Origin of the sequence: Gordonia aichiensis, from assembly GCF_039946255.1 — a bacterium.
GTDB lineage: Bacteria > Actinomycetota > Actinomycetes > Mycobacteriales > Mycobacteriaceae > Gordonia > Gordonia aichiensis_A.
The window spans coordinates 69,463-91,188 of record NZ_JBCDWL010000012.1; the positions used below are offsets into that span (position 1 = coordinate 69,463).

Annotated in this window: 13 protein-coding genes and 2 riboswitches; of the genes, 4 read left to right on the forward strand and 9 right to left on the reverse strand. The window is 70.2% G+C overall.

All coding sequences use genetic code 11. From position 1 onward, the window contains the following. Positions 1 to 12: 12 nt before the first annotated feature. Positions 13 to 1,038 (reverse strand): glutaminase A, encoded by a 1,026-nt coding sequence (gene glsA / locus AAFO60_RS14570; protein ID WP_347956935.1) that lies wholly within the window; start codon positions 1,036 to 1,038, stop codon positions 13 to 15. A 134-nt stretch (positions 1,039 to 1,172) separates the two neighbouring features. Here glsA and AAFO60_RS14575 point away from each other — a divergent pair, with 134 nt between their 5' ends. Together AAFO60_RS14575 and AAFO60_RS14580 are read left to right on the forward strand one after the other, a co-directional pair. Continuing rightward, entirely contained in the window at positions 1,173 to 2,198 is a 1,026-nt protein-coding gene (locus tag AAFO60_RS14575) for an ATP-binding cassette domain-containing protein (protein WP_347956936.1), read from the forward strand. Then, the gene (locus AAFO60_RS14580) at positions 2,195 to 3,031 is read left to right on the forward strand and encodes an ABC transporter permease (protein ID WP_347956937.1); all 837 of its coding nucleotides are present in this window, start codon (positions 2,195 to 2,197) and stop codon (positions 3,029 to 3,031) included. The genes AAFO60_RS14575 and AAFO60_RS14580 overlap by 4 nt, the downstream gene beginning before the upstream one ends. Here AAFO60_RS14580 and AAFO60_RS14585 read toward each other — a convergent pair. From AAFO60_RS14585 to AAFO60_RS14610, 6 genes are all read right to left on the reverse strand, one after another. Next, positions 3,010 to 6,195, reverse strand: coding sequence for a BTAD domain-containing putative transcriptional regulator (locus tag AAFO60_RS14585; protein ID WP_347956938.1), 3,186 nt, complete (start codon positions 6,193 to 6,195; stop codon positions 3,010 to 3,012). The genes AAFO60_RS14580 and AAFO60_RS14585 overlap by 22 nt on opposite strands. A 38-nt stretch (positions 6,196 to 6,233) precedes the next feature. After that, entirely contained in the window at positions 6,234 to 9,158 is a 2,925-nt protein-coding gene (locus AAFO60_RS14590) for a hypothetical protein (protein ID WP_347956939.1), read from the reverse strand. A gap of 384 nt (positions 9,159 to 9,542) precedes the next feature. Then, entirely contained in the window at positions 9,543 to 10,910 is a 1,368-nt protein-coding gene (locus AAFO60_RS14595) for an FAD-binding oxidoreductase (protein WP_347956940.1), read from the reverse strand. An 81-nt stretch (positions 10,911 to 10,991) separates the two neighbouring features. After that, a complete protein-coding gene (locus tag AAFO60_RS14600; RefSeq protein WP_347956941.1) occupies positions 10,992 to 11,756 on the reverse strand; it encodes an ABC transporter ATP-binding protein in 765 nt (254 codons plus the stop codon). Then, positions 11,753 to 12,781, reverse strand: a complete 1,029-nt coding sequence (locus AAFO60_RS14605; RefSeq protein ID WP_347956942.1) for a FecCD family ABC transporter permease — start codon at positions 12,779 to 12,781, stop codon at positions 11,753 to 11,755. The genes AAFO60_RS14600 and AAFO60_RS14605 overlap by 4 nt, the downstream gene beginning before the upstream one ends. Beyond that, a complete protein-coding gene (locus AAFO60_RS14610) occupies positions 12,778 to 13,782 on the reverse strand; it encodes an ABC transporter substrate-binding protein (protein ID WP_347956943.1) in 1,005 nt (334 codons plus the stop codon). Before AAFO60_RS14610 ends, AAFO60_RS14605 begins: the two co-directional genes overlap by 4 nt. A gap of 59 nt (positions 13,783 to 13,841) precedes the next feature. Beyond that, a riboswitch (cobalamin riboswitch) is annotated at positions 13,842 to 14,021 on the reverse strand. A 142-nt stretch (positions 14,022 to 14,163) separates the two neighbouring features. Here AAFO60_RS14610 and AAFO60_RS14615 point away from each other — a divergent pair. Beyond that, complete coding sequence (locus AAFO60_RS14615; RefSeq protein ID WP_347956944.1) at positions 14,164 to 14,991, forward strand: alpha/beta fold hydrolase; 828 nt, start codon at positions 14,164 to 14,166, stop codon at positions 14,989 to 14,991. 18 nt (positions 14,992 to 15,009) lie between these two features. On the opposite strand, the gene mgtA is transcribed toward AAFO60_RS14615, so the two are convergent. Then, positions 15,010 to 17,763: a magnesium-translocating P-type ATPase gene (gene mgtA / locus AAFO60_RS14620; RefSeq protein ID WP_347956945.1), complete on the reverse strand. Its 2,754-nt coding sequence runs from the start codon at positions 17,761 to 17,763 to the stop codon at positions 15,010 to 15,012. A 299-nt stretch (positions 17,764 to 18,062) separates the two neighbouring features. Then, a riboswitch (M-box (ykoK) riboswitch) is annotated at positions 18,063 to 18,240 on the reverse strand. A 148-nt stretch (positions 18,241 to 18,388) separates the two neighbouring features. On the opposite strand from mgtA, the gene AAFO60_RS14625 reads away from it, so the two are divergent. Continuing rightward, a complete protein-coding gene (locus tag AAFO60_RS14625; RefSeq protein WP_347956946.1) occupies positions 18,389 to 20,095 on the forward strand; it encodes a hypothetical protein in 1,707 nt (568 codons plus the stop codon). Positions 20,096 to 20,176: 81 nt separating this feature from the next. Here the strand turns inward: AAFO60_RS14625 and AAFO60_RS14630 are convergent, their stop codons facing one another. After that, positions 20,177 to 21,655, reverse strand: coding sequence for a CoA-acylating methylmalonate-semialdehyde dehydrogenase (locus AAFO60_RS14630; RefSeq protein WP_424306825.1), 1,479 nt, complete (start codon positions 21,653 to 21,655; stop codon positions 20,177 to 20,179). Between the last annotated feature and the right edge of the window lie 71 nt (positions 21,656 to 21,726).

Sequence of the window (21,726 nt, forward strand, 5' to 3'; positions counted from 1 at the left end):
CAGGTCCGCCGTTCACCGGTGCAGACCGGCGTTCTCCACGTCCTCGTGCACCGAGGAGGCGAACAGGTTCATGCCCAGGGCCCGCGACATGTAGGCGCAGGCCCGCTGGCCGCGGACGCTGTTGCCCGCCGGATCGAGCAGCGGTGAATACGCGCCGACCGCGCCCTTGCCGGGCGAGATCGACACGATGCCGCCGGACACGCCCGACTTGGCGGGCAGGCCGATCTCGAACAGCCATCGGCCCGACCGCTCGTACAGGCCGCACGAGGCGAGGACGGCCAGCGTGTCGCGGCACACGTGCGCCGAGACCACCTTCTCCCCGGTCATCGGATTGGTGCCGCCGTCGGCGAGGGTCGCACCCATCACGGCCAGGTCGACCGCCGAGACCAGCAGCGAGCACTGGCGGGTGTAGGCGTCGACGATGTCCTCGGCGTCGCCGGCGAGCCTGCCGTAGCTGCCCAGCAGGTGCGCGATGGCCTTGTTGCGCTCGTTGTGCGCCGACTCGGAGGCGAAGACGTCCTCGTCGACGGTCAGCGCGCGCCCGGCGAACGCCGACAGTCCCGCCTCGATCGCCTGCCACTTCTCGGCCCCGTCCCGGCCGGGCATCAGCGCCGTGGTGGCGATGGCGCCCGCGTTGACCATCGGGTTCATCGGGCTGCCCCGGTTCATCTCCACCGCGACGACCGAGTTGAAGGGCATGCCGGTGTTGTCGACACCGATCAGGTCGGAGACCACCTCGTGCCCGACGTGTTCGAGGACGAGGGCGAAGACGAAGGCCTTCGAGATCGACTGGATCGAGAAGGCGTGGTCGACGTCGCCCGCGGTGAAGGTCCGGCCGTTGACCCCGGCCAGCGCCAGCCCGAAGCGGCTCGGATCGGCGTTGGCCAGCGCCGGGATGTAATCGGCGACGGCCCCCTCGTTCAGCTCCGCGTACCGGTGATGCGCGGTCTCGACCACGTCGATGACCCGCCCCTCGCCGGGCAGTTCACCGGTGGCCGCGCGCTGCGCGACATTCCTGACGTCCTCGAAAATCTCCATCCGGTCCCTTCCCCGACAGCCCGCCGACGACCCCACCGTAGCCGCGAGCGACCCGAGCGGTCGGCACCCACCGGTGAAAGGGGACGCAAGACGACGACAGGTCGGTGCAAGCCACGTGCCGGACAGTGGTCGCCATGACCACGAGAATCCCCCTGCTCACCTCCGCAGGCGCACCCGCCGGGCCGGACACCGACCTGGCGATCGACGCCCGCGGCCTCGTCAAGCATTTCGGCGCCACCCGGGCCGTCAACGGCGTCGACCTCACCGTCCCCGCAGGCACCGTGTACGGCGTGCTCGGCCCCAACGGCGCGGGCAAGACCACCACCGTCAGCATGCTGGCGACCCTGCTCAAACCCGACGCCGGATACGGCCGGATCTTCGGCTACGACGTCGTCGACGATCCCATCGCCGTCCGGTCGCTGATCGGCGTCACCGGCCAGTACGCCTCGGTCGACGAGGACCTGACCGCCGCGCAGAACCTGATGCTGTTCGCGCGCCTGCTCGGCCTGTCGAAGACCCACGCCCGCTCGCGCACCGAGGAGTTGCTGGCCGACTTCGCCCTCGAGGAGGCCGCCGACCGCCCCCTCAGCGAGTTCTCCGGCGGCATGCGCCGGCGACTGGACCTGGCGGCCTCGCTGATCGACACCCCGCCCCTGCTGTTCCTGGACGAGCCGACCACCGGACTCGACCCCCGCACTCGCGCCCAGATGTGGGAGACGATCCGCAAACTCGTCGCCCAGGGCTCCACCGTCCTGCTCACCACCCAGTACCTCGACGAAGCCGACCAGCTCGCCGACCGCATCGCGGTCATCGACCGCGGTGTGGTGATCGCCGACGGGACCGCCGACCAACTGAAGGAGTCGGTCGGGGTCGGCAGTCTGATGCTCGCCCCCGCCGACCGCGACGACGCCGCGCGCGTGGCCCGGCTCGCCGAGTCGATCCTCGGCGACACCGCGGTGCTGAGCCCGGAGGCCGGCCGCGTCACCGTGCCCCTGCACCACCCCGATCGGGTTCCCGACGTCCTGATCGCGTTGCGCGACAACCAGATCGGGCTGGAGCAGATCAGTGTCTCCAAACCGACGCTCGACGAGGTGTTTCTGACCATCACCGGCCGCGATGACACCGATCCGACCACCGACCCTCAGGAGAATCTCCGATGACCACTCTCACCCCTCCGCTCCCCCGCTCCGCCGTCGGCATCGAGCAGGTCCGCACGCGGGCCAAGCGCTCGATCGGCGCCGGCGAAAGCGTCCGACAGTCGTTCTCGCTGGCCCGCCGCAGCGTCATCAAGATGCTCCGCAATCCCGAGCAGTTCTTCGACGTCGTCCTGCAGCCGATCATCTTCACCCTGATGTTCACCTACATCTTCGGCGGCGCCATCAGCGGCGACACCGCGAGCTACCTGCCGGTGATCATCCCCGGAATCCTGGTGCAGACGGTCATCGTCACCTCGATCGTCACCGGCACCCAGCTCCGCGAGGACATGAACAAGGGCGTCTTCGACCGGTTCCGCTCGCTGCCGATCGCCCGCATCAGCCCGCTCGCCGGGGCCCTGCTGGCCGACGTGGTCCGCTACCTGATCGCCACGGTCATCACCTTCGGCGTGGGCATCGCGATGGGATGGCGCCCGGATCCGCTCGGCGTGGTCGGCTCCACCCTGCTGATCCTGGTGTGCAGCTTCGCGGTCTCGTGGATCTTCGCGCTGATGGGCTGCCTGATGAAGAAGGCGTCGACCGTGCAGGGCGTGTCCATGATGATCATGTTCCCGCTGACCTTCATGTCCAACGCCTTCGTGCCCGTCGAGACGATGCCCGGCTGGCTGCAGAGCTTTGTGAACGTCAACCCGATCAGCCACCTGGTCACCGCCGTCCGCGAGATGTGCAACGACGGGCACCTCGGCTCCCACGTCGTGTGGAGTCTGGTCGGCGCCGCAGTGATCGCGGCGGTCTTCGCGCCGCTGGCGGTGCGCGCCTACATCCGCAACGCCCGGTAGTCGCCGAGCAACCGGACCGCCTCGGCGAGGGCGCGCTGACGCCCGAGTGCCCCGAACCGCTCCCGCGCCCTCCGCCACTGCTCGTCGTCGGCGCCCGACCGCTCGCGGCGACCGGCCGCGAGCGCGGCCATCGACGGGTAGTCCCGGCGGGCGCTCAGGCGTTCGGAGAGCACCAGCAGCGCCGTCCCGGCCGCATCGCCGGGACGGTCGTGGCAGCGCTGCGCCCCGCACACCAGGGCGACGTTGCCGACCTGCGGAAGGTCGGCCCAGACGGTGTGGGTCGCCGAATCGGCGATCCCCGCCGCGAGTCGGGTCGCCAGGGCGGCAGCGTGATCGCCCTGATCGATCAGCAGCAGTCCCGCGGCGGCCGCGGCGAGCACCATCGTCGCGCCGGGATCGTCCATCGCGAACGGGTGTCCGTCGAGGAGCGCCTGTCCGGCGGCGACGTACCAGTCCGCGGCGTCGCGCCCGGTCGACCGCAGGTACTCGGCCTCGCCGAGGAGGATCACCGCCACCGACTCCGGATTGCCCTGAGGAATCGGCTCGCCCGGCCGCCACCGGACGCCCGCGCGGTCGAGTTCGGCCCGGGCCCGGCGATGATCGCCCAATTGCAGCAGCCCGGCGACGATGTATCCCGACACCTGCTGCGCGTCATCGTCGGCCCCCAGGTCGCGGAAGCGCAACGACGTGGACTGATAGAGACCGAGCCCCTCCTGCCACCGCCCCTGCTGGCTGTACAGGCTGGCCGTCGCCAAGTCGATCATCGCCGCCGGGAAGGAGTCACTGCGCGACGGCACCTGCGCCAACCGCTCACTCACCCGCAGCGCACCGGCCAGATCGGCGCCGTTCTCCTTCAGATTCAGCAGCAGCCCCAGGGCGATCGACCGCACCGCCTCGGAGCGACCTGGCTGGGCACCGCGCGCCAGCATGCGGTAGACCGCGCGGAAGCCGGTGCACAGCAACAACTCCGACAGGAACTCCCCGACATCGTCGAACCGCCGTTCCGGTCGCGCCAGCCGCCGCAGACCGGTCCGGGCCCGCGCCAGGATTCGCGGCCGCCGCCGGGGAAGGAAGTGCAGGGCGACGACGATCAGCGTCAGCTGCCACGCGGCGCGATCGTCCTCGTCGAGGTCGTCGGGCGGGGTCGGGAGCATCCCGATGATCCGCTCGCCCCACGCCTGCGCTTCCGGATGCAGCTCTCGACTCGACCAGAAGCCGCCGAGAACGGGATAGACGGCGACGACGGTCCGCCACGCCGCGGGCCCCTCGTCGACCGACCGGCGCAGCACCCAGACCAGGTTCTCGGCGTCGCGTTCCACCTCGCCGATGAGCTCGCGATCGGTGACCCGGCCGTAGCGGCCGCGGATTCGGGAGCAGCGCTCCTGCGCCCACGCCTGCATCGCGGCGACCACCGACGCCGCGTCGCCGGACTCGGTCAGTCGCCGTTCGCCGAACTCCCGCACCATCTCCAGCATGCGGAACCTCGTGTCCCCGCCCGCGTCGTCGACCTGCAGGAGTGATTGATCGACCAGCGCCGCGAGGGCGTCGTCGAGCTCGACGCCCGACAGCCCGCTCACCCGGCCCGCCGCCTCCCGCGAGAAGCCGCCGGGGAACAGGCACAGCCGGGTCAACGCCTCCCGCGGCAGCGGGTCGAGCAGCGCCCAGCTCCAGTCGATGACCGCATACAGGGTGCGATGCCGATCCGGCGCGGTGCGGTCGGCGGACCGCAGCAGCTCGAAGCGTTCGGCGAGCCGCTCGGCGATGTCCTCCACGCTCATGGTCCGCACTCTGGCGGCGGCCAGTTCGATCGCCAACGGCAGACCGTCGAGCCGGGCGCACAGTGCGGCGACGGCCTCCGGCGGCAACTGTGCGGCCGGCCGGACCGCCCGGGCGCGCTGACGGAAAAGTTCGGCCGCCGCGGAGTCGACGCCGACGACGTCGAGCACCGGCAGCAGGTACACCTGCTCGGCCGGAATCAGCAGCGGCGCACGGCTGGTCGTGAGCACCCTCAGGCCGGGCACCGCGGCGACCAACGAATCGACCAGCGCCGCGCACGATTCGACCACCTGCTCGCAGTTGTCCAGAATCAGGACCGTTCCGGCGGCGCCGAGCGCGTCGGCGAGTCGGTCCGAGAGGGTGCCCGCGGGCACGCGCGGCCGACCGCCGGTGGTCAGCTCGGACTCACCGACCCCCAGCGCGGCAGCGACCGCGGCCACCAGGTCCTCGTCGTTGCGGACCGCGGCCAGGGCCACGAAGTGCACCGGTCGGCCGTCGGCTTGCAGGGCCCGCCCGACCGCGGTGGCGATGCGCGTCTTCCCCACCCCGCCCGGCCCCTGCACGGTCACCACCCGCCGGTGGCCGAGCAGGTCCGCGATCACCTCGAGTGCGGCAGTCCGCCCGACCAGCTCGTTGCCCGCCTCGCGCAGACCGGTGCCGGCGCTCGACGCTCGCCGCACCGGCCCCGGCCCGTTCAACAGTTCGGCGTTCAGGGCCGTGATCTGCGGCCCCGGATCCACCCCGAGTTCCTCGGCGAGGGCACGACGCAGCCGCGCGAAGACCGCCACCGCCTCGGTGTGTCGCCCCTGGCCGGCCAGCGCGCGCATCAGCAGCAGATGCGCCGACTCGTCGAGCCGGTCGTCGTCGGCGCGTCGGCGGCCGAGCTCTTCGGCCGCCGCGAAGTCGCCGGAGTCGAGGGCCTGCGTCGCGGCGGCCGCATCGATCCGGGCGCGCAGGGACGACGCGCGCCGCGCCAGTTCCCGTTCCAGTTCGTCGCCGTCACCGCCCAGGTCGTCGCCAGGGATGCCGCGCCACAGCGCGCGTGCCGACCGCGGATCGCCGTCGGCGACGCATCGCTCGGCCAGCTCCAGGTCGGTCACCACCCCGGTGAGCCGATACCGTCCGTCGCCCCCGTGCACGGCGTCGCCGACGAGTCCGCGCAGGCGCGAGACCTGCGTGTGCAGGGCCGCATTCGGCGACTTCGGCGGCTGCTCACCCCACACGTCGTCGATCAGCTGCGAGGCCGACAGTGCGCGACCGTCGGCGAGCGCGAGTGCGACGAGCAGGCGGCGCGCACGCCTGCCGGGCACCTCGCGACCGTCGACAGTGACCGGCCCGAGCAGGCCGATCGTCGTGCGAGCACTCCCCGGATCGACGCTGTCAGCCACTCGGCAAGCCTACCGAGACCGCCGCGCCGCACGGGTCGCTACTTGGCGCCGCGCACCTTGTCGAGCGCATCGGCGCGCACGGCGACGGCGTTCGCGATGAGCAGGTCGGCGGCGACCATCGCCGGGCAGTAGTCGGCGAGCGTCGCCCACATGGCCCGCGCCTCGTCGGTGAGGATCGGGGTCTTCAGCCGCCCGTACGCCTGCAGGCGGCCGATCGCCGCGAAGGCCAGCGACTGCATCGACAGCAGCATCCACGGGTTGCTGATGGTGTCGACGCCGTCGAGGGCCTCGTTGCGCGCGGCGATCAGGTCGTACAGCTCCGGCGAGGCGCGTCGCACGTCGCGCAGCGTCTTGTTGACGTAGCGCGGCGCCTCCAGGCTCACCGGATCGGTCATCCATTCGGCGCGGCGGTGGAAGGCCTCGATGGTGGCCGCGGTCCGCATGTCGAGGTCGACCAGCGGTCCGGGCACGATCCGGAAGCGTTCGAACAGCGTCTCGACCTGATCGCGTCCCATCGCGTCAACGGCCAGGACGTTCCGGTCGAAGACGCCCGTCCGCGGGTCGCCCATCCGGCCGGTGGCGATCACGCGCAGCAGGTCCTCGCCGCCGCGGGTCGACAGGAAGCTCTGCACGTCGTCGCGCTGCGGGCTCGTCGGGTCCACCACTGCGGAGGTCGCCAGCAGACAGCTGATGTAGGGGTTCGGGTGCGCCCCGGTGTACGCCGGGACGGTGAACACCTCTTCGGCGAGCCCGGACCGGATCAGCAGCGCCGGGATCCGCTCGGGGGCCACCGGGCTGTCGCCGAGGGCCAGCAGGGACGCGGTGGGATCGGCGGTCAGCGGGGCCTCGGCGGGCGCCTCGACCGTCTCGATCGGCGCGACCTCGGCGGCCGGCGCCTCCGCCTCCTGCGCGCGCACCGTGTCCAGTCGCAGCCACCGGGCGGTCAGGTCGTCGGCGTCGGCCGCCTCGTCCGCCTCGTCCGCATCGGTTTGCGGCGCGTCGACGCTCGGTGCGGCGGTCCGCACGACGGTCGCCACCTCGGTCTCCTCGGTGTCGCCGTGCTCATCCTCGATCAGCGCCACCAGGCTGCCGCGCAGCAGTCGCTTGGCGGCGTCGGTGACCGACCTGGTGGCGATGGCGAACTCCGTGCCGGCGCGCACGTCGGGCTCCCATTCGCGGACGATGTCGCCGTCGGCGTCCAGCAGCGCGAACGACAGGTCGGCGGCTCCCGGCACCCGCACCGACAGGTGCCCGGGTCCGGCCTCGTCGACGATCAGTTGCGCCAGGCTCGTCTGCCAGCGGGCCGGAGCTCCCGGACGTTCGACGCGGATCTGGGCGTGCGGCGGGCACACCACGAGGTCGAGGTCGGCGTCGTCGCTGCGGACCGTCACGGTGCGCTCGATCTGACCGGCGCCCAGGGCCAGCTCGGCCTCGTCGATCTTCAGGCCGGTCTCGGCGCTCAACGTGCTGGTCGCCTCGGTGAGGCCGCCGGCCTCCGGCAGCCGGAGCACCGGGTCGTGACTCACGTCGAGGCCCTCGGCGATCACCGCGGTCAGGCGCAGGTCGAGACCGTACGAGTCGCCCGCGGCGATCTCGTACCGCCCCACCAGCGGTTCGTCGATGCCGTCGAACGGGTCGGCCGAGCTGACGTAGTCGGCCGAGGCCCACGGGTAGTCGACGAGCCACTCGAGGTCGCCCGCGCGGCGCACGCGGACCCGCCACTCCTTGGTGTCGTCGCCCTCGTGTGCGGGCAGATCGACGAGCGGTCGCTCACCGTAGACGGGGTCCCCGCTGCGTGCGACGACGCCGGGGATCGGCTCGGGCAGCGCGAAGGCCGGCGACTCGATCGGCAGCACCCGTCGGGTGCGACCGGTTCGGGTGTCGCGCTTGAGGGTCACCGTCGCGTGACCGGCCAGGTCGACGGTGCGCAGTTCCCAGCCGTCCCACGGGGCCGGGCGCACGTCGGTGACGGCGATCTTCTTGCGGGTGCCGGAGACGAGCTCGCCGTCGCGCGGTACCAGCGTCAGCACCTCGCCCGCCGGCAGCGGCGAGAAGCGCGACACGGTGCGGCCGTCGTCGGCGAAGACCACCAGCGGGTCGGTCGGATCGAAGATCGGCACGGCCCGCCGGGTCCCGGTGTCGAGGTCGATCAACACGCTCTCGCGAACGGCCGCGCCGATCGGCAGCGCGGCCGCCTCACCCGCGGGGACGGTCAGCTGTTCGGGCGCGTGCCCGGTCCACACCCGCCACGCCGTGTCCTCGTCGCCGGCCGGAACGACGACGTTGATCGCTCCGTCGGCCGCGTCGAAGCGGAGTTCGGGGAACCGCGCGGCGCAGTATCGGGCCGCGGTGTCGGCGTCGCCGAGGAAGGGTTCGCGTTCCAGCCGGGCGATGACCGGGCGCAGGATCGTGTACGGCAGGTCGGCCGTGGTGGTGCCGACGGCGTCGAGCGTCCACGTCTGCGGGTGGACCGCCGTGGCGACGAGCAGATCGGTGATGCGGTCCAGGAGACCGGCGGCGACGGCGGGCGCGTGTTCGAGCAGCAGTCGGTACTCGGCGGGCAGCCGTCCGCGCCGGTGTCCGAAACCGGCTTCGGTGAGGTGTTCCAGGACCGCGGTGCCGCGCGGCTCGTGGCCTGCGCGCACATGGTCTTCGACGACCCCGACCAATGATTCGACGGCGGCGACCGCCGGTCCGGCGTGCAGCTTCAGCAGGGGCACGACCGACTTCTCGCGCAGGGCGGCGACGTCGCGTAGCCCGCACTCGCGCATCATGTCGCCGAGCAGCTGGGCGACGACGGTCTCGAAGCTCTCGTCGCGGTCGCGCCCGATCGCCGCCCAGAAACCGGTCCAGTAGTCCTGCGACCCGCTGTGCAGGACGGCGTGACCGACCAGTCCGGTGATCGTGAGCGCCGGAAACCGCATCAGCAGCGCGATGTGGGCGCCCGCCGGGATCTCGCTCATCAGCGCTCCCACCTGGTCGCGCGCGCACCGATACTGACGGGGGTGCAGGTTCACCTCCAACAGCAACTCTGCAGTCGAGAACGAGGCCCGAAGTTCGGTCTCGAATCCAGTCGCACGATCAGTCACCGAGGCGGTCATTCGGGCTCTCTCACCACACCTTTTCACGCAGGACGTCCCACCCCGGTCGGGGCTTCGGGAGCGGGTGGCGATCGCATCTGAGCGCCACTGGGACAGAGGGACACTACCCGGTGCGGAGGGCTTTTCCCGCACCCGGATTCACCTCTGTGGTCATCTTCACGCGGACTTGACGAAGCGTCTGCGGAGACCTATCCGTAAGTCGAGTGATGCCGGTCCGAGAAGGCCGCCACCGCACCCTGATTCCGGCTACAGCATGACGCCCGGGTTCAGCAGCCCCTGCGGGTCGACAGCCGACTTGATCAGTCCCATCAGGTCCATCACGTCGTCGCCGACCTGGTTGCGCAGCCAGCCCTTCTTGAGGCGCCCGACCCCGTGCTCGCCGGTGATGGTCCCGCCGAGCGAGATGGCCAGATCCATGATCTGGCCGAAGGCCCGGTTGGCGCGTGCGGTCTCGTCGGCGTCGGCCGGGTCGTGGACGATGAGCGGATGGGTGTTGCCGTCGCCCGCGTGGGCGATCACCGCGATCAGCACCCGGTTGTCGGCGGCGATCGCCTCGACCCCGTCGATCAGGTCGGGCAGCGCGGGCAGCGGGACGCCGACGTCTTCGAGCAGGAGCGCACCGAGGCGTTCGACCGCGGGAATCGCCGCGCGACGTGCCGCGGTGAACGCCTCGGACTCCGCCGGGTCGGAGGTGGCGAAGACCTCGCTCGCCCCGCACGCGGCGAAGGCCTGCTCGATCAGCGCCACCTCGGCTTCGCCGGCCGGCCCGGGCGCGTCCGACTGCGCGACGAGGAGGGCGCCCGCGTCGCGGTCGAGTCCCATCTTGAGCATGTCCTCGACGGCGTTGATCGACGCCGAGTCCATGAACTCGAGCATCGCCGGTCGGATCTGCGAGGTCACCGCGAGCACCGCTTCGCTGGCCGCGCGCACCGAGGAGAACGAGCCGACCACCGTGCACGCGGCCGCCTGCGGCGGCAGCAGTCGCAGCGTCACCTCGGTGACGATGCCGAGCAGCCCCTCGCTGCCCACGAACATCTTCGTCAGCGGCAGGCCCGCGGAGTCCTTCAACTGCTTGCCGCCGACCCGGATCGCGCGACCGTCGGCGAGCACCACTTCGAGCCCGAGCACGTAGTCGACGGTGACGCCGTACTTGACGCAGCACAGTCCGCCCGCGTTGGTCGCGACGTTGCCGCCGATGCTGCAGATCTCGAACGACGACGGGTCCGGCGGATACCACAGACCGTGGTCGGCGGCCGCCTGCTTGACCTCGGCGTTGAGCATGCCGGGCTGACTGATCGCCGTGCGGGTGGCGGTGTCGATGGTCAGCTGACGCATCCGCTCGGTCGAGATCATCACCGCACCGTCGACGGCCGTCGACCCGCCCGACAGGCTGGTGCCCGCACCGCGCGTGACGATCGGGACGCCCGCGGCCGCGCACCAGCGGACCGCGGTCTGCACGTGCTCGGTCGTCATCGGACGCACCAGCGCCAGCGCGATGCCCGCATCGGGGTCGTTCGCGCGGTCGAAACGGTAGGCGCCGAGGATGTCTCGGTCGACGATCACCATCCCCGCGGGCAGCGATTCGATCAGCTGGGTCAGATCCGGAGCGCTCATGGGTCCACGATAGGCATCCCGTCGCCTGCCCGAGGGCTTGTGGTCACCCCGAGGGCTTGTGGTGACCCCGAGGGCTTGTGATCACTCTGACAGCCGCACGTACACCCCGTCGTCGTGCCGCACCCGGGACCGAACACCGAAGACCTCGCTGAGCATCGACTCGGTGATGGTGTGTGCGGGCGGCCCCGCCTCCGTCACCGCACCGTCGCGCAGGACGATGATGCGGTCGCAGTACATCGCGGCGAGGTTCAGGTCGTGCAGCGCGACGATCGCGGCCGCCGACGTGTCGCGCACCAGGGCCCGCACCAGGCCGAGCAGGCTGAGCTGGTATTTGATGTCCAGGTGATTGGTCGGCTCGTCGAGGATCATCACCTCGGGTTCCTGCGCGAACCCGCGCGCGATCTGCACCCGCTGACGTTCACCGCCGGACAGTCGGCCGTAGGGCGTGTTCAGCAGCGGCTCGATCTCGGTCTGTCTGGCGACCCGCTCGAGCACGGCGCGGTCGCGAGAGGACGCGCCGGCCCACGACCGCCGGTGCGGCGTCCGGCCGAGTTCCACGACCTCGGCGACCGTCGGATTCTGGTCGGTGACGGCGGCCTGCTCGACGAACGCGATCCGCCGGGCCGCCTGCCGCCGCGACAACGACGCCAGCGAGCGCCCGTCGAGCAGCACATCGCCGCTGGTCGGTCGGCGCAGTCCGGCCAGCAGTCGCAGCAGTGACGACTTGCCCGACCCGTTGGGTCCGATGAGCCCCACCACCTCGCCGATGTCGACGGCGAGTTCGACCCCGTCGACGATGCGCCGCCCGTCCAGATCCCAGGAGAGGCCTTCGGTCCGAAGTCTCATCGGCGCCCCTGTCGAATCAGTACGAGGACGAATGCCGGGACACCGACGATCGCCGTGACCACGCCGATCGGCAGTTCCTCGGGAGCGATGAGGACCCGGCCCACCACGTCGGCCCACACCAGGAACAGGGCGCCGAGCAGCGCCAGGGTCGGCATCATGACCCGGTGCCGCACCCCGACCAGTGCCCGCGCCGCGTGCGGCAGCACCAGTCCCACGAAGCCGATGGCACCCGCGACGCTGACGATCACCGCGGTGATCAGCGCGGTCACCGCCAGCAACGCCATCCGCACCCGGCCGACGCTGATCCCGATGGCCGCGGCCGCGTCGTTGCCGAACATGAAGGCGTCGAGCGCTCCCGCGGTGAACAGGCAGGCGAGCAGTCCGCCGAGCGTGACCGTCGCGCACACCGCGACCTCGGTCCAGGTCGGCGAGGACAGCGATCCGAGCAGCCAGAACAGGACGCCCCGGGTCTGTTCGGCGTCGGCGGCGGTGTAGACGATGAACGAGGTCAGCGCGGAGAACAGCTGGGTTCCCGCGATCCCGGCCAACACCACGCGGTCGGTGGTGCCGCCCGCCAGTCGGGCCAGCGTCAGCACCAGCACGAAGGCCACGACCGCGCCGAGGAAGGCGCCGCCGGCCATGCCGGTCACTCCGGCACCGACGCCCAGCAGGACCACCGACACCGCTCCGACCGAGGCGCCCGACGAGACTCCGAGGACGAAGGGATCGGCCAGCGGATTGCGGAGCAGCGACTGCAGGACGCCGCCGCAGACCGCCAGTCCCGCACCGCACACGGCGGCGAGCACGGACTGCGGGAGCCGCAGCTTCCAGATGATCGACTCCTGCAGCCGGCTCAGTCCCGACTCGCCGCCGGTGACGTATGCGCGCGTCGAGGCCAGGACGTCGTCGAAGCCGAGACCCGACGGTCCGATGGTGACGGCGAAGGCGATCGACGCCACCAGCAAGACCGCACCGACCAGCCACAGCGTCAGCAGCTGCACCGGCCCGCGATGGGCTCGGATCACCCGCCCAGACCCAGACGCTCGAGTCCGGCGGCGACGTTCTCGATGCCGTACACGGTCCGGATGGACGGGTTCATCTCCGCGCCGGTCACCAGGATGTACCGCTTGTTCTTGACCGCGTCCATCTCCCGGGTCACCGGATTGGCCTCGAGGAAGGCGATCTTCGCCGCGCCCGATTCGGCGGTCTGACTCTTGCGGGTCAGGTCACCGAGCACCAGGACCTGCGGATTGCGCGAGGCGAACTCCTCCCAGTTGATCTGCGGCCATTCGGCGTGGGTGTCGTCGAAGACGTTCTTCAGCCCCAGGGCCGTGGAGATGATCCCGGGGGCGCCGCAACAGCCGGCGAGATACGGCGACTCCGCGTTCGCGAACCAGAAGGCCGCGGTGACACCGTCGGCCCGGACCGATCCGGTGGCATCGTCGACCTTCTTCTTGAGGTCGGCGACGAGGTCGGCGCCGGCCGGTCCGGTGCCGGTCAGGCGGGCCAGGTCGTCGATCTCCTGATACACGGTGTCGAGGGTGACGGGCGCGCTGCGGTCCCCGTCGCCGCTGGCCTCGCAGTCGGTCGGCGCCAGGTAGGTCGGCACCCCCATCTCGCCGAACCGCTCGCGTGAGGCGACCCCGCCCTTTCCGAGGGTGCCGGCGAACGAGCCGGTCACCAGGTCGGGATCGGCTCCGAGGACCGACTCGAACGACGGCTGGTTGTCGGCGAGCCTCGGCACCTTCGCGTTGGCGGCCGTCAACGAGTCCAGCACCGGGTCGGTCCACGTCGCGGTGCCGGCCATGCGGTCGGCCAGCCCCAACGATAAGAGCACCTCGGTGCTGCCCTGATTCAGTGCGACGATCCGCTCCGGCGGCTCCGAAACCGTCACGGTCTCACCGCAATTGGTCAGCGTCAGCGGAAATCCCGCGACCGCGGCCGAGGTGTCCGACGACGAGTCCGTGGCCGAGCAGGCGGCTAATGAGAGCACGGCGCAGCCCAGGGCCAGTGTCTGGCGAAGCATTGAGGGGTTCCTTCTCATGTCCGAGTCCAGTACGCGGGACTCCACCGATCTCCGTCGACGGCGGTCGACGGATGCCAGCAGGTCTTCGGACTCGGGGTCACTCGCGAGTCGGCACCTTCCCAGATCCGTGATCCAGTGGTTCATCGCCGGTCGCGTCGCCCATACCGCTGCGCGTCAGTCCCGGATTCACACCGGGTTCCCTGCCCGATTTCGGGCATGCTGGCATCCCCGACTGTAGTACGGGCCGGGATCGACGACGCACGCCCGGGTCCGGACTGCCGGACTCGACGCCGATGCTCCTCTCTATCGCTTCCCGACCGAATTGATTAGTGTGACAGCACGTAACGCCGACTCTCGGCCGTCGTCTACCGCGGAGCACCCATGCAGACCTTTCCTCGTGCCGGACTGACATTCGACGTCACGGACTCCGGCGTCGCCGACCGCGGCACCGTCGTCCTGCTGCACGGCTTCCCGCAGACCTCGCACTCGTGGGCGCAGGTGTCGGCGCGATTGAACCGGCGCGGCTATCGGACACTGGCGCCCGACCAGCGCGGCTACTCCCCCGGCGCCCGCCCGCGCGGCCGGTACGCCTATCGGATCGGCGAGCTCGTCGCCGACATCGAGTCGCTCATCGTCACCTCCGACGCCGGCCGCGTCCACCTCGTCGGCCACGACTGGGGAGCGCAGGTCGCCTGGGTGCTGGCAGCCGTCCGACCCGACCTGATCGCCACCCTCACCACCGTCTCGGTCCCCCACCCGGCCGCCTTCGTGGCGTCGCTTCGCCAGAGCGACCAACTCCGCCGATCGTGGTACTTCGCCGCCTTCCAGCCGCCCAAGCTGCCCGAACTCGTCATCAGCTCCAGGCCCGCGCTGCTGGACCGCATGCTCGCCGACACCGGCATGGACGAGTCGATGATCGCCGACACCCGTCGGCGGATCATCGACTCCGGGCCCCTGACCGGCGGCCTCAACTGGTACCGCGCCCTCCCGTTCGGCAAGCCCGGAAAGCTGCGGTCCCGCATCACGGTGCCGACCACTCACGTGTGGGGCGGCCGCGACACCGCGTTGGCCCGACGCGGTGCCGAACTGACCGGCGACTTCGTCGACGCCGACTTCCGCCTTCGGATCCTCGAGGACGCCACGCATTGGATCCCGGAGCAGAACGCCGACGAGTTGGCCGCGATCATCCTCGATCGCATCGAGAACTGAGCGCAGCCGTCGGCCCGTTCAGATCCACTCGCCGTAGCGACGCATGAAGGCGCGCTTGGCGGCCTGCGTCACCAGGCAGTATCCGACGAGTGTCACCACCAGCCACGGGAAGTAGCTCCACGGCAGCGGCACCAGCCCGAGTCCCTGACCGAAGCCGGAGAACGGCAGCACCAGACCGAAGACGCAGACCGCCCCGGTGGCGAGCAGGACCGGCAGGCTCGCCCGCGATCCGACGAAGGGCACCCGCCCGGTACGCAACATGTGCACGATCAGCGTCTGCGAGATGATCGACTCGATGAACCAGCCCGACTGGAACAGCGCTGCGTGCTCGGGTGAGTTCGCCGCGAAGACGAACCACATCAGCGCGAAGGTGGTCAGGTCGAAGATCGACGACAGCGGGCCGATCAGGACCATGAACTTGCCGAGCCGCCCGGTCTGCCACGTGCGCGGTCGCGCCAGGTCCTCCTCGTCGACCCGGTCCCACGGCAGGGTCAGCATCGACAGGTCGTAGGCCAGGTTCTGCACCAGCACCACCAGCGGAATCATCGGGATGAACGGCAGCAGTGCACTGGCGACCAGGATCGAGAAGACGTTGCCGAAGTTCGACGACGCCGTCATCTTGATGTACTTCATCGTGTTGACGAAGGTCCGACGCCCCTCGATCACGCCCGCCTCGAGAACCGTCAAGTCCTTCTCCAGCAGGATGATGTCGGCCGACTCCTTGGCGATGTCGACGGCGGTGTCGACCGAGATCCCGACGTCGGCGGTCCGCAGCGCGGGCGCGTCGTTGATGCCGTCGCCGAGGAATCCGACGGTGTGTCCGCCGGTCCGCATCGCCTCCACGAGGCGCGCCTTCTGCGTGGGGTTCATCTTCGCGAAGACGCTGGTGCGTTCGGCCAGCTCGGCGAGTTCGGTCAGGGACATGTCGTCGATCTCCGGACCGGTGACGACGCGGTCGGCGTCCACCCCGACCTCGCGGCAGACCTTCGCCGCCACCAGCGGGTTGTCGCCGGTGATCACCTTGACCACGATTCCGTGCCCCTGCAGGCTGGTGACGGCCGCCGACGCCGACGCCTTCGGCGGATCCAGGAACAGCAGGAACCCGACCAACGTCATGTCGCGCTCGTCGTCCTTGGAGTACTCCGTGCATCCCGTGTGCTCGGCGTTCCCGTCGTTCGGATCCCGCACCGACGCGATCGCGACGGCGAGCACCCGCATGCCCAGTGCGTTCTGCTCGGCCACCAGTGCGTCGAGCTCGGCGCGTCGAGCCTCGGTCAGCGGCACTTCGGTGCCGTTGCGGGACTCGGCGACGCACCGATCGAGCAGTTCCTCGACCGCGCCCTTGGTGACGATCACGTGCGAGAGACCGTCGTCGACGACGACCGACATCCGCCGCCGGTCGAAGTCGAACGGGATCTCGTCGACCAGGACGTTGTCGCGAGCGACCCGGGCGGTCACCAGCGGTCCCGCCGAGGCCAGGACGGCCTCGTCGAGCAGGTTGCGCAGCCCGGTCTGGAAGTGCGAGTTGATCGTGGCGTACCAGAGCGTGGTGTCCGAATCGTGGCCGTCGACGTCCAGGTGCCGTTCCAGCACGATGCGGTCTTCGGTGAGCGTGCCGGTCTTGTCGGTCGCCAGCACGTCCATCGCGCCGACGTTCTGGATGCTCGGCAGCCGCTTGACGATGACCTTGCGGCGCGCCATGAAGCCGGCGCCCTTGGCCAGGTTCGCGGTGACGATCAGGGGCAGCATCTCGGGGGTGAGGCCCACGGCCGTGGTGACGCCGAACAGGAAGGCCGAGGTCCAGTCCTTCGTGAGGCCGTTGATCACGAAGACCACCGGAACCATGATCAACATGAACCGGATCAGCGTGTAGCTGACCTTCTTGATGCCGACGTCGAATGCGGTCTCGGGGCGCTCGCCGACGATGGCCGACGACATGGAGCCGAAGTAGCTGCGCCGCCCGGTCCCGAGCACCACGGCGACACCGGTCCCCGACACCACCGAGGTCCCCATGAAGCCGAGGTTCGGTGCGTCGAGGAGCGTCGCGATGCCGACCTCGTCGGCCGGTGCCGCAGTCTTGGCGGCGGGAACTGCCTCGCCGGTCAGCATGGCCTGGTTGATCTGAAGGTCGTTGACCGTGACGAATCGGACGTCGGCGGGAATCATGTCGCCGGCGGCCAGGGAGACGATGTCGCCGGGGACGAGGTCGTCCATCGGCAGCTCTCCGGTCACCGGGATGCCGTTGCGGTTGCGGGTGATGGCCGTGGTGGCGGTGACCATCGCCTTCAGTTTCGCCGCCGCCCGCCCGGACCGGTACTCCTGCCAGAAGCGGAGAACGGCGCTGACCAGCACCATCACGCTGACCGTGATGACGCCGGTGTAGTCGGGGCCGTCGGCCGGATCGGCGAAGACGACGTCGGTGAACACCATCACCACGGCCAGGAAGATCAGGATCGCGATGAACGGATTGACGAAGGCGCGCGCGAACTGCACGAGCGCCGGCGCCGGCTTGTCGTGGTCGACGGTGTTGGGCCCGTATTGGAGACGACGCACGCCGACGACCTCCGGGACCAGCCCGATCAGCGAGGTGGAGTGCGCCGACAGGACGGTGTCCGGATCGGCGCGGGCGGCGTCGACGAGCGCTCGCGCCTGCCTGTTGTCGAGGGTGGTCGTGGTGGCGTCGCGGCGCACGTCCGGCCGCGACGAGTGATCGAGTGCGACGGTCTCGGTTCGGCGACCGAGCACGTCCAAGGGGGTGCTGAAGTTCTGCATGGGGTGTCCCTGCGGTTTCGGGCACGACAGGCCGCTCGCGGAGCCGAGGGCAGCGCGAGTGGCCGCGTGCAAGCGCGGTGAAAGGAGAGGATGAGTACCCGGCAGGGCCGATTCAGCAGTCGCGACCGCGAGGCGCAGCCTCGGCGGCGCCGAGACGGACTCGGCAGTGGGGGCGACCGATCGCCCTGCGCGGGTAGGACAATCGACTATGTCCGTCGTCGCTCACGACCGATCACCTCCTCGCGCTCAGCGCACACCGCGTCGACGGGGAGGCAGGGACGCCGCGATCGGAGTCCGGAGAACTACTTCCACGTTGGAGCTTCGGCACTGCGCGACGTGTCCGACCGCCGGAACGGCCGGAAGCCACTTCGGGTCAACCCTTAATCCGGGAGGACCTGTCCTAACCTTGGGCGTCTCTCGACGTCGTGAGATCAGTGGCCTGTGTTCGCGCAGGAGCTTCGCCTAACGAAGTGCTTGCCCGATCATTGTGCGCCCGCCCCGCGGACTCTGCAAGTCGATCCGTTCGAGGCGAGCGGCTATGGTTCATCCGGAGCATTTCCGGCGCCGTACGCTCGCAGTTCGCCGACTCCACCCCCTTCGTTCAACTCTCCCAGGAGGATGGCCCATGCGCCGACTCGCCCGACGACTCGTGTTCGGCGGAGCCGCGACCGTGACCGCAGCGATGATGGCGCTGACGTCCGCACCGGTCGCCGGCGCCGACGAGGCGTTCCCGATCGGCGTCGCTCCCGAGCCGCTCAGCTGCGCCATGCTGACCTTCCCCGGACGTGCAGGCACCTGGCCGGTTCCGATGCACGCCCCCGACCGCGGAATCGGGCTGCTGACCATGCCGCGGGCCTCGGCCGCCGTGCAGAAGGGGCTGCCCGCACGCATCGACCTGCGTACCGAGACCACCGGTTTCAACATCTCGTGGCAGTACGCACTGTTTCATCGCAACCTCTACGTGAAGTCGAGCAAGGGCGACGGCGACTGGCGCATCGCGCCCGTGCCGCAGTGCATCCGCGACCGGATCACCGGCCTGTCGGTGGACGGCAGTCGGCTGGTCGTCCTGGCGCGCGGCAACCGCGTCTTCACCCTCGAATCGGCCGACCTCACGCCGGAACTGTGGTGGTGGACCTCCCGGTTCGGCTCGCCGATCTGGTTGGACCCGGCGGGCACCCGGGTCCGGCCGTCGATGCGCGCCTGGAGCCTGTCGTGGCTCGACCCGATGTACACCTCGCTGATCCCCTTCCGGCAGAAGGGTTTCTGGACCGACAGCGCCGGGCTGCAGCATCCGGTCGGCGGTGCCGGCGTGACCACGGTGTTCACCCTCTCGCAGCGGGGCGACCGCATCTACCTCCTGGATCCGTGGCTGCCGGGCGCCGACCCGCTCAAACCCAGCGACAAGCGGTTCAACGCCGACTACAGCTACGAGATGCAGGGCCCGCTGGACGGCCGATTCCAGGCGGTCAACCTCTCGTCGGCCGGCTCGACGACCTTCGTCATCAACAAGTACGGCGACATGTTCACTCGGCTGTGGGACTTCGACATCTCCGGCGCCGACACCCTGTTCTTCTCCTACACCCCCGACCCGCAGACGGGCGCGACGGGCGGCCCGAACAACTTCGAGGCGTTCTTCGCCCAGTACCCGGCGCTGCGCGGCTTCTTCCCCACCCAGTTCGCCAAGTTCACGCTGCCGACCCCGGCGTGGCTGCCCCAGCCGAAGGTGCCGGGCGAGATCACCTCGACGATCAGCGTCCACCAGACCGGCGGACGATCGGCGCAGCGCGAACTGCGCGTGGAAGGTCGCAAGGACGGCGTCACCGGCTACTGGCACAAGAAGATCGACCCGAAGGCCTCCTGGTCGTTCACGGCGGTGAGGGATGCGAAGCTGACGGCGTCGGTCCTCGACAACCGCAGCGGCGACACCAGCGCCCTGACGATGGTCGGCCACAGCGGCGTCGACTATGCGGGTCGGATCGAGCCGGGTGCGACCATCGGCACCACCGACTTCGATCACGCCACCGAGACCCAGCGGCTAAAGGTCTGCGCGGGCGGCGCGTGTGTGAACGTGACCGCGTACATCGCTCCGACGCCGCGACCCGGCTGGCAGCCCGCCGGACTCACCTCCACCACCCGCCTCTACCAGGGCTTCCTCAAGGTCGAGCCGGCCGATCGGGCCGCGGTGAACGCGAACCCGAAGCTCCGGGCGGCCATCACCTCGCTGATCCCGAAGCTCGACCGTTCCGAGCCCATCATTCTGACCGCGTCGACGGAGAAGATGACCGTCTTCACCCTCGACAAGAAGCTGGTCACCATGCCTCGGCAGCGCTGACGCGAAGATCTCGGTGCGATCGCGGTTCGTGGTGAACCGCGATCGCACCGAGATCCTTCTCGATCCTTCCGCCGTGATCGATCAGTTCGGGTTGAAGCCGAAGTCCTGACCGCCGACGCTCTCCCAGCGGGAGGTGACGTACTTGGGGCGGGTGTAGAAGCTCCACGAGGCGTTGTTCAGCCCGGTGTCGCCGAACGCCGAGGCCTTCCAGCCCTGGACCGCGTAGGCGGCGACCGGCACCGGGATCGCGACGTTGACGCCGACCATGCCCGCGGTGACGCGCCGCTCGAACTCGTTGGCGGCGGCACCGTTCTGGGTGAAGATCGACGCCCCGTTGCCGTAGCGGTGCGAGCGGATCAGCTCCAGCGCCTCGTCGAGGGTGTCGACGCGAATCACCGTCAGCACCGGCGCGAACAGCTCCTCGGTGTAGGCCGGCGAGGTGATGTCGAGGTCGGTCAGGATGGTCGGGCCGACGAAGTAGCCCTCCTCGAAGCCCTCGACCACCTCGGCCGACCGGTCGACGACTGCGGTCGCGCCCGCGGCGATCGACTCGCGCACGATCTGCTGCACCCGCTGCTGCGAGCGACGGCTCACCACCGGGCCCACCTCGGCGCCTGCCGTCTGTCCGGAGCCGACCACCACCTGCTCGGCGCGCGTCTTGAGCCGGTCGAGCAGCGGCTGGGCGGTCGGTCCGACGACCACGGCCACCGAGATCGCCATGCAGCGCTGCCCGGCGGCACCGAACGCGGCCGAGGTCAGCTGGTCGGCGGTGTTGTCGAGGTCGGCGTCGGGCATCACGATCATGTGGTTCTTGGCGCCGCCGAAGGCCTGCACCCGCTTGCCCGCGTCTGCGGCCCGCGAGTAGATGGCCTGCGCGACGTCACTGGAGCCGACGAACGAGATCGCCTCGGTGTTCGGGGAGTCGATCAGCTGCTGCGAGGCCTCGACGCCGCCGTGCACCACGTTGAGGACGCCGGCCGGCAGTCCGGCCTCACCGAACAGTTCGGCGATGCGGACGCTGACACCCGGATCCTGCTCGCTGGGCTTCCACACGAAGGTGTTGCCCGCGGCGAGGGCGACCGACAGCATCATCAGGCCCATCATCGCCGGGAAGTTGAACGGGGTGATGCCGACGCACACGCCGAGCGGGTGCATCACCGACTTGGTGTCGATGTTGGGGCCGGACTGCAGCGAGGTGGAGCCCGCCGACAGCGCCGGTCCGCCGCACGCCAGCTCGATCGAGTCGACGGCGCGGGTGATCTCGCCCGCGGCGTCGTCGAGGGTCTTGCCGTGCTCCTGCGAGATCATCGCGGCCAGCTCGTCGCGGTGCTCCAGGAGCAGGTCGCGGGCCCGGAACAGGACGTGGGCGCGGCGCGACTGCGGGGTGGCGGCCCAGGTGTCGAAGGCCTTGAGCCCGGAGGCGATCGCGGTGTCGACGGTCGCTTGATCGGCCATCGGGACGGTGGCGACCGGCTGATCGGTGGCCGGGTCGACGACGTTGATCGCGTTGTCGCCGTCCACGGCGGCGCCGTCGATCCAGTGGGTGATCTTACGCATGATGAGTTCCTTTCAGAGGTAAGCGAAATGCGGGGTAAGCGAAATGCGGGGTAAGCGAATTGCAGAATCGAGCG

What these genes read in the sequence shown, in the direction of transcription:
- glsA (WP_347956935.1), bottom strand. Translation starts at nt 1,038, where the DNA reads ATGGAGATTTTCGAGGACGTCAGGAATGTCGCGCAGCGCGCGGCCACC.
- AAFO60_RS14575 (WP_347956936.1), top strand. Translation starts at nt 1,173, where the DNA reads ATGACCACGAGAATCCCCCTGCTCACCTCCGCAGGCGCACCCGCCGGG.
- AAFO60_RS14580 (WP_347956937.1), top strand. Translation starts at nt 2,195, where the DNA reads ATGACCACTCTCACCCCTCCGCTCCCCCGCTCCGCCGTCGGCATCGAG.
- AAFO60_RS14590 (WP_347956939.1), bottom strand. Translation starts at nt 9,158, where the DNA reads ATGAGCGAGATCCCGGCGGGCGCCCACATCGCGCTGCTGATGCGGTTT.
- AAFO60_RS14595 (WP_347956940.1), bottom strand. Translation starts at nt 10,910, where the DNA reads ATGAGCGCTCCGGATCTGACCCAGCTGATCGAATCGCTGCCCGCGGGG.
- AAFO60_RS14600 (WP_347956941.1), bottom strand. Translation starts at nt 11,756, where the DNA reads ATGAGACTTCGGACCGAAGGCCTCTCCTGGGATCTGGACGGGCGGCGC.
- AAFO60_RS14610 (WP_347956943.1), bottom strand. Translation starts at nt 13,782, where the DNA reads ATGCTTCGCCAGACACTGGCCCTGGGCTGCGCCGTGCTCTCATTAGCC.
- AAFO60_RS14615 (WP_347956944.1), top strand. Translation starts at nt 14,164, where the DNA reads ATGCAGACCTTTCCTCGTGCCGGACTGACATTCGACGTCACGGACTCC.
- mgtA (WP_347956945.1), bottom strand. Translation starts at nt 17,763, where the DNA reads ATGCAGAACTTCAGCACCCCCTTGGACGTGCTCGGTCGCCGAACCGAG.
- AAFO60_RS14625 (WP_347956946.1), top strand. Translation starts at nt 18,389, where the DNA reads ATGCGCCGACTCGCCCGACGACTCGTGTTCGGCGGAGCCGCGACCGTG.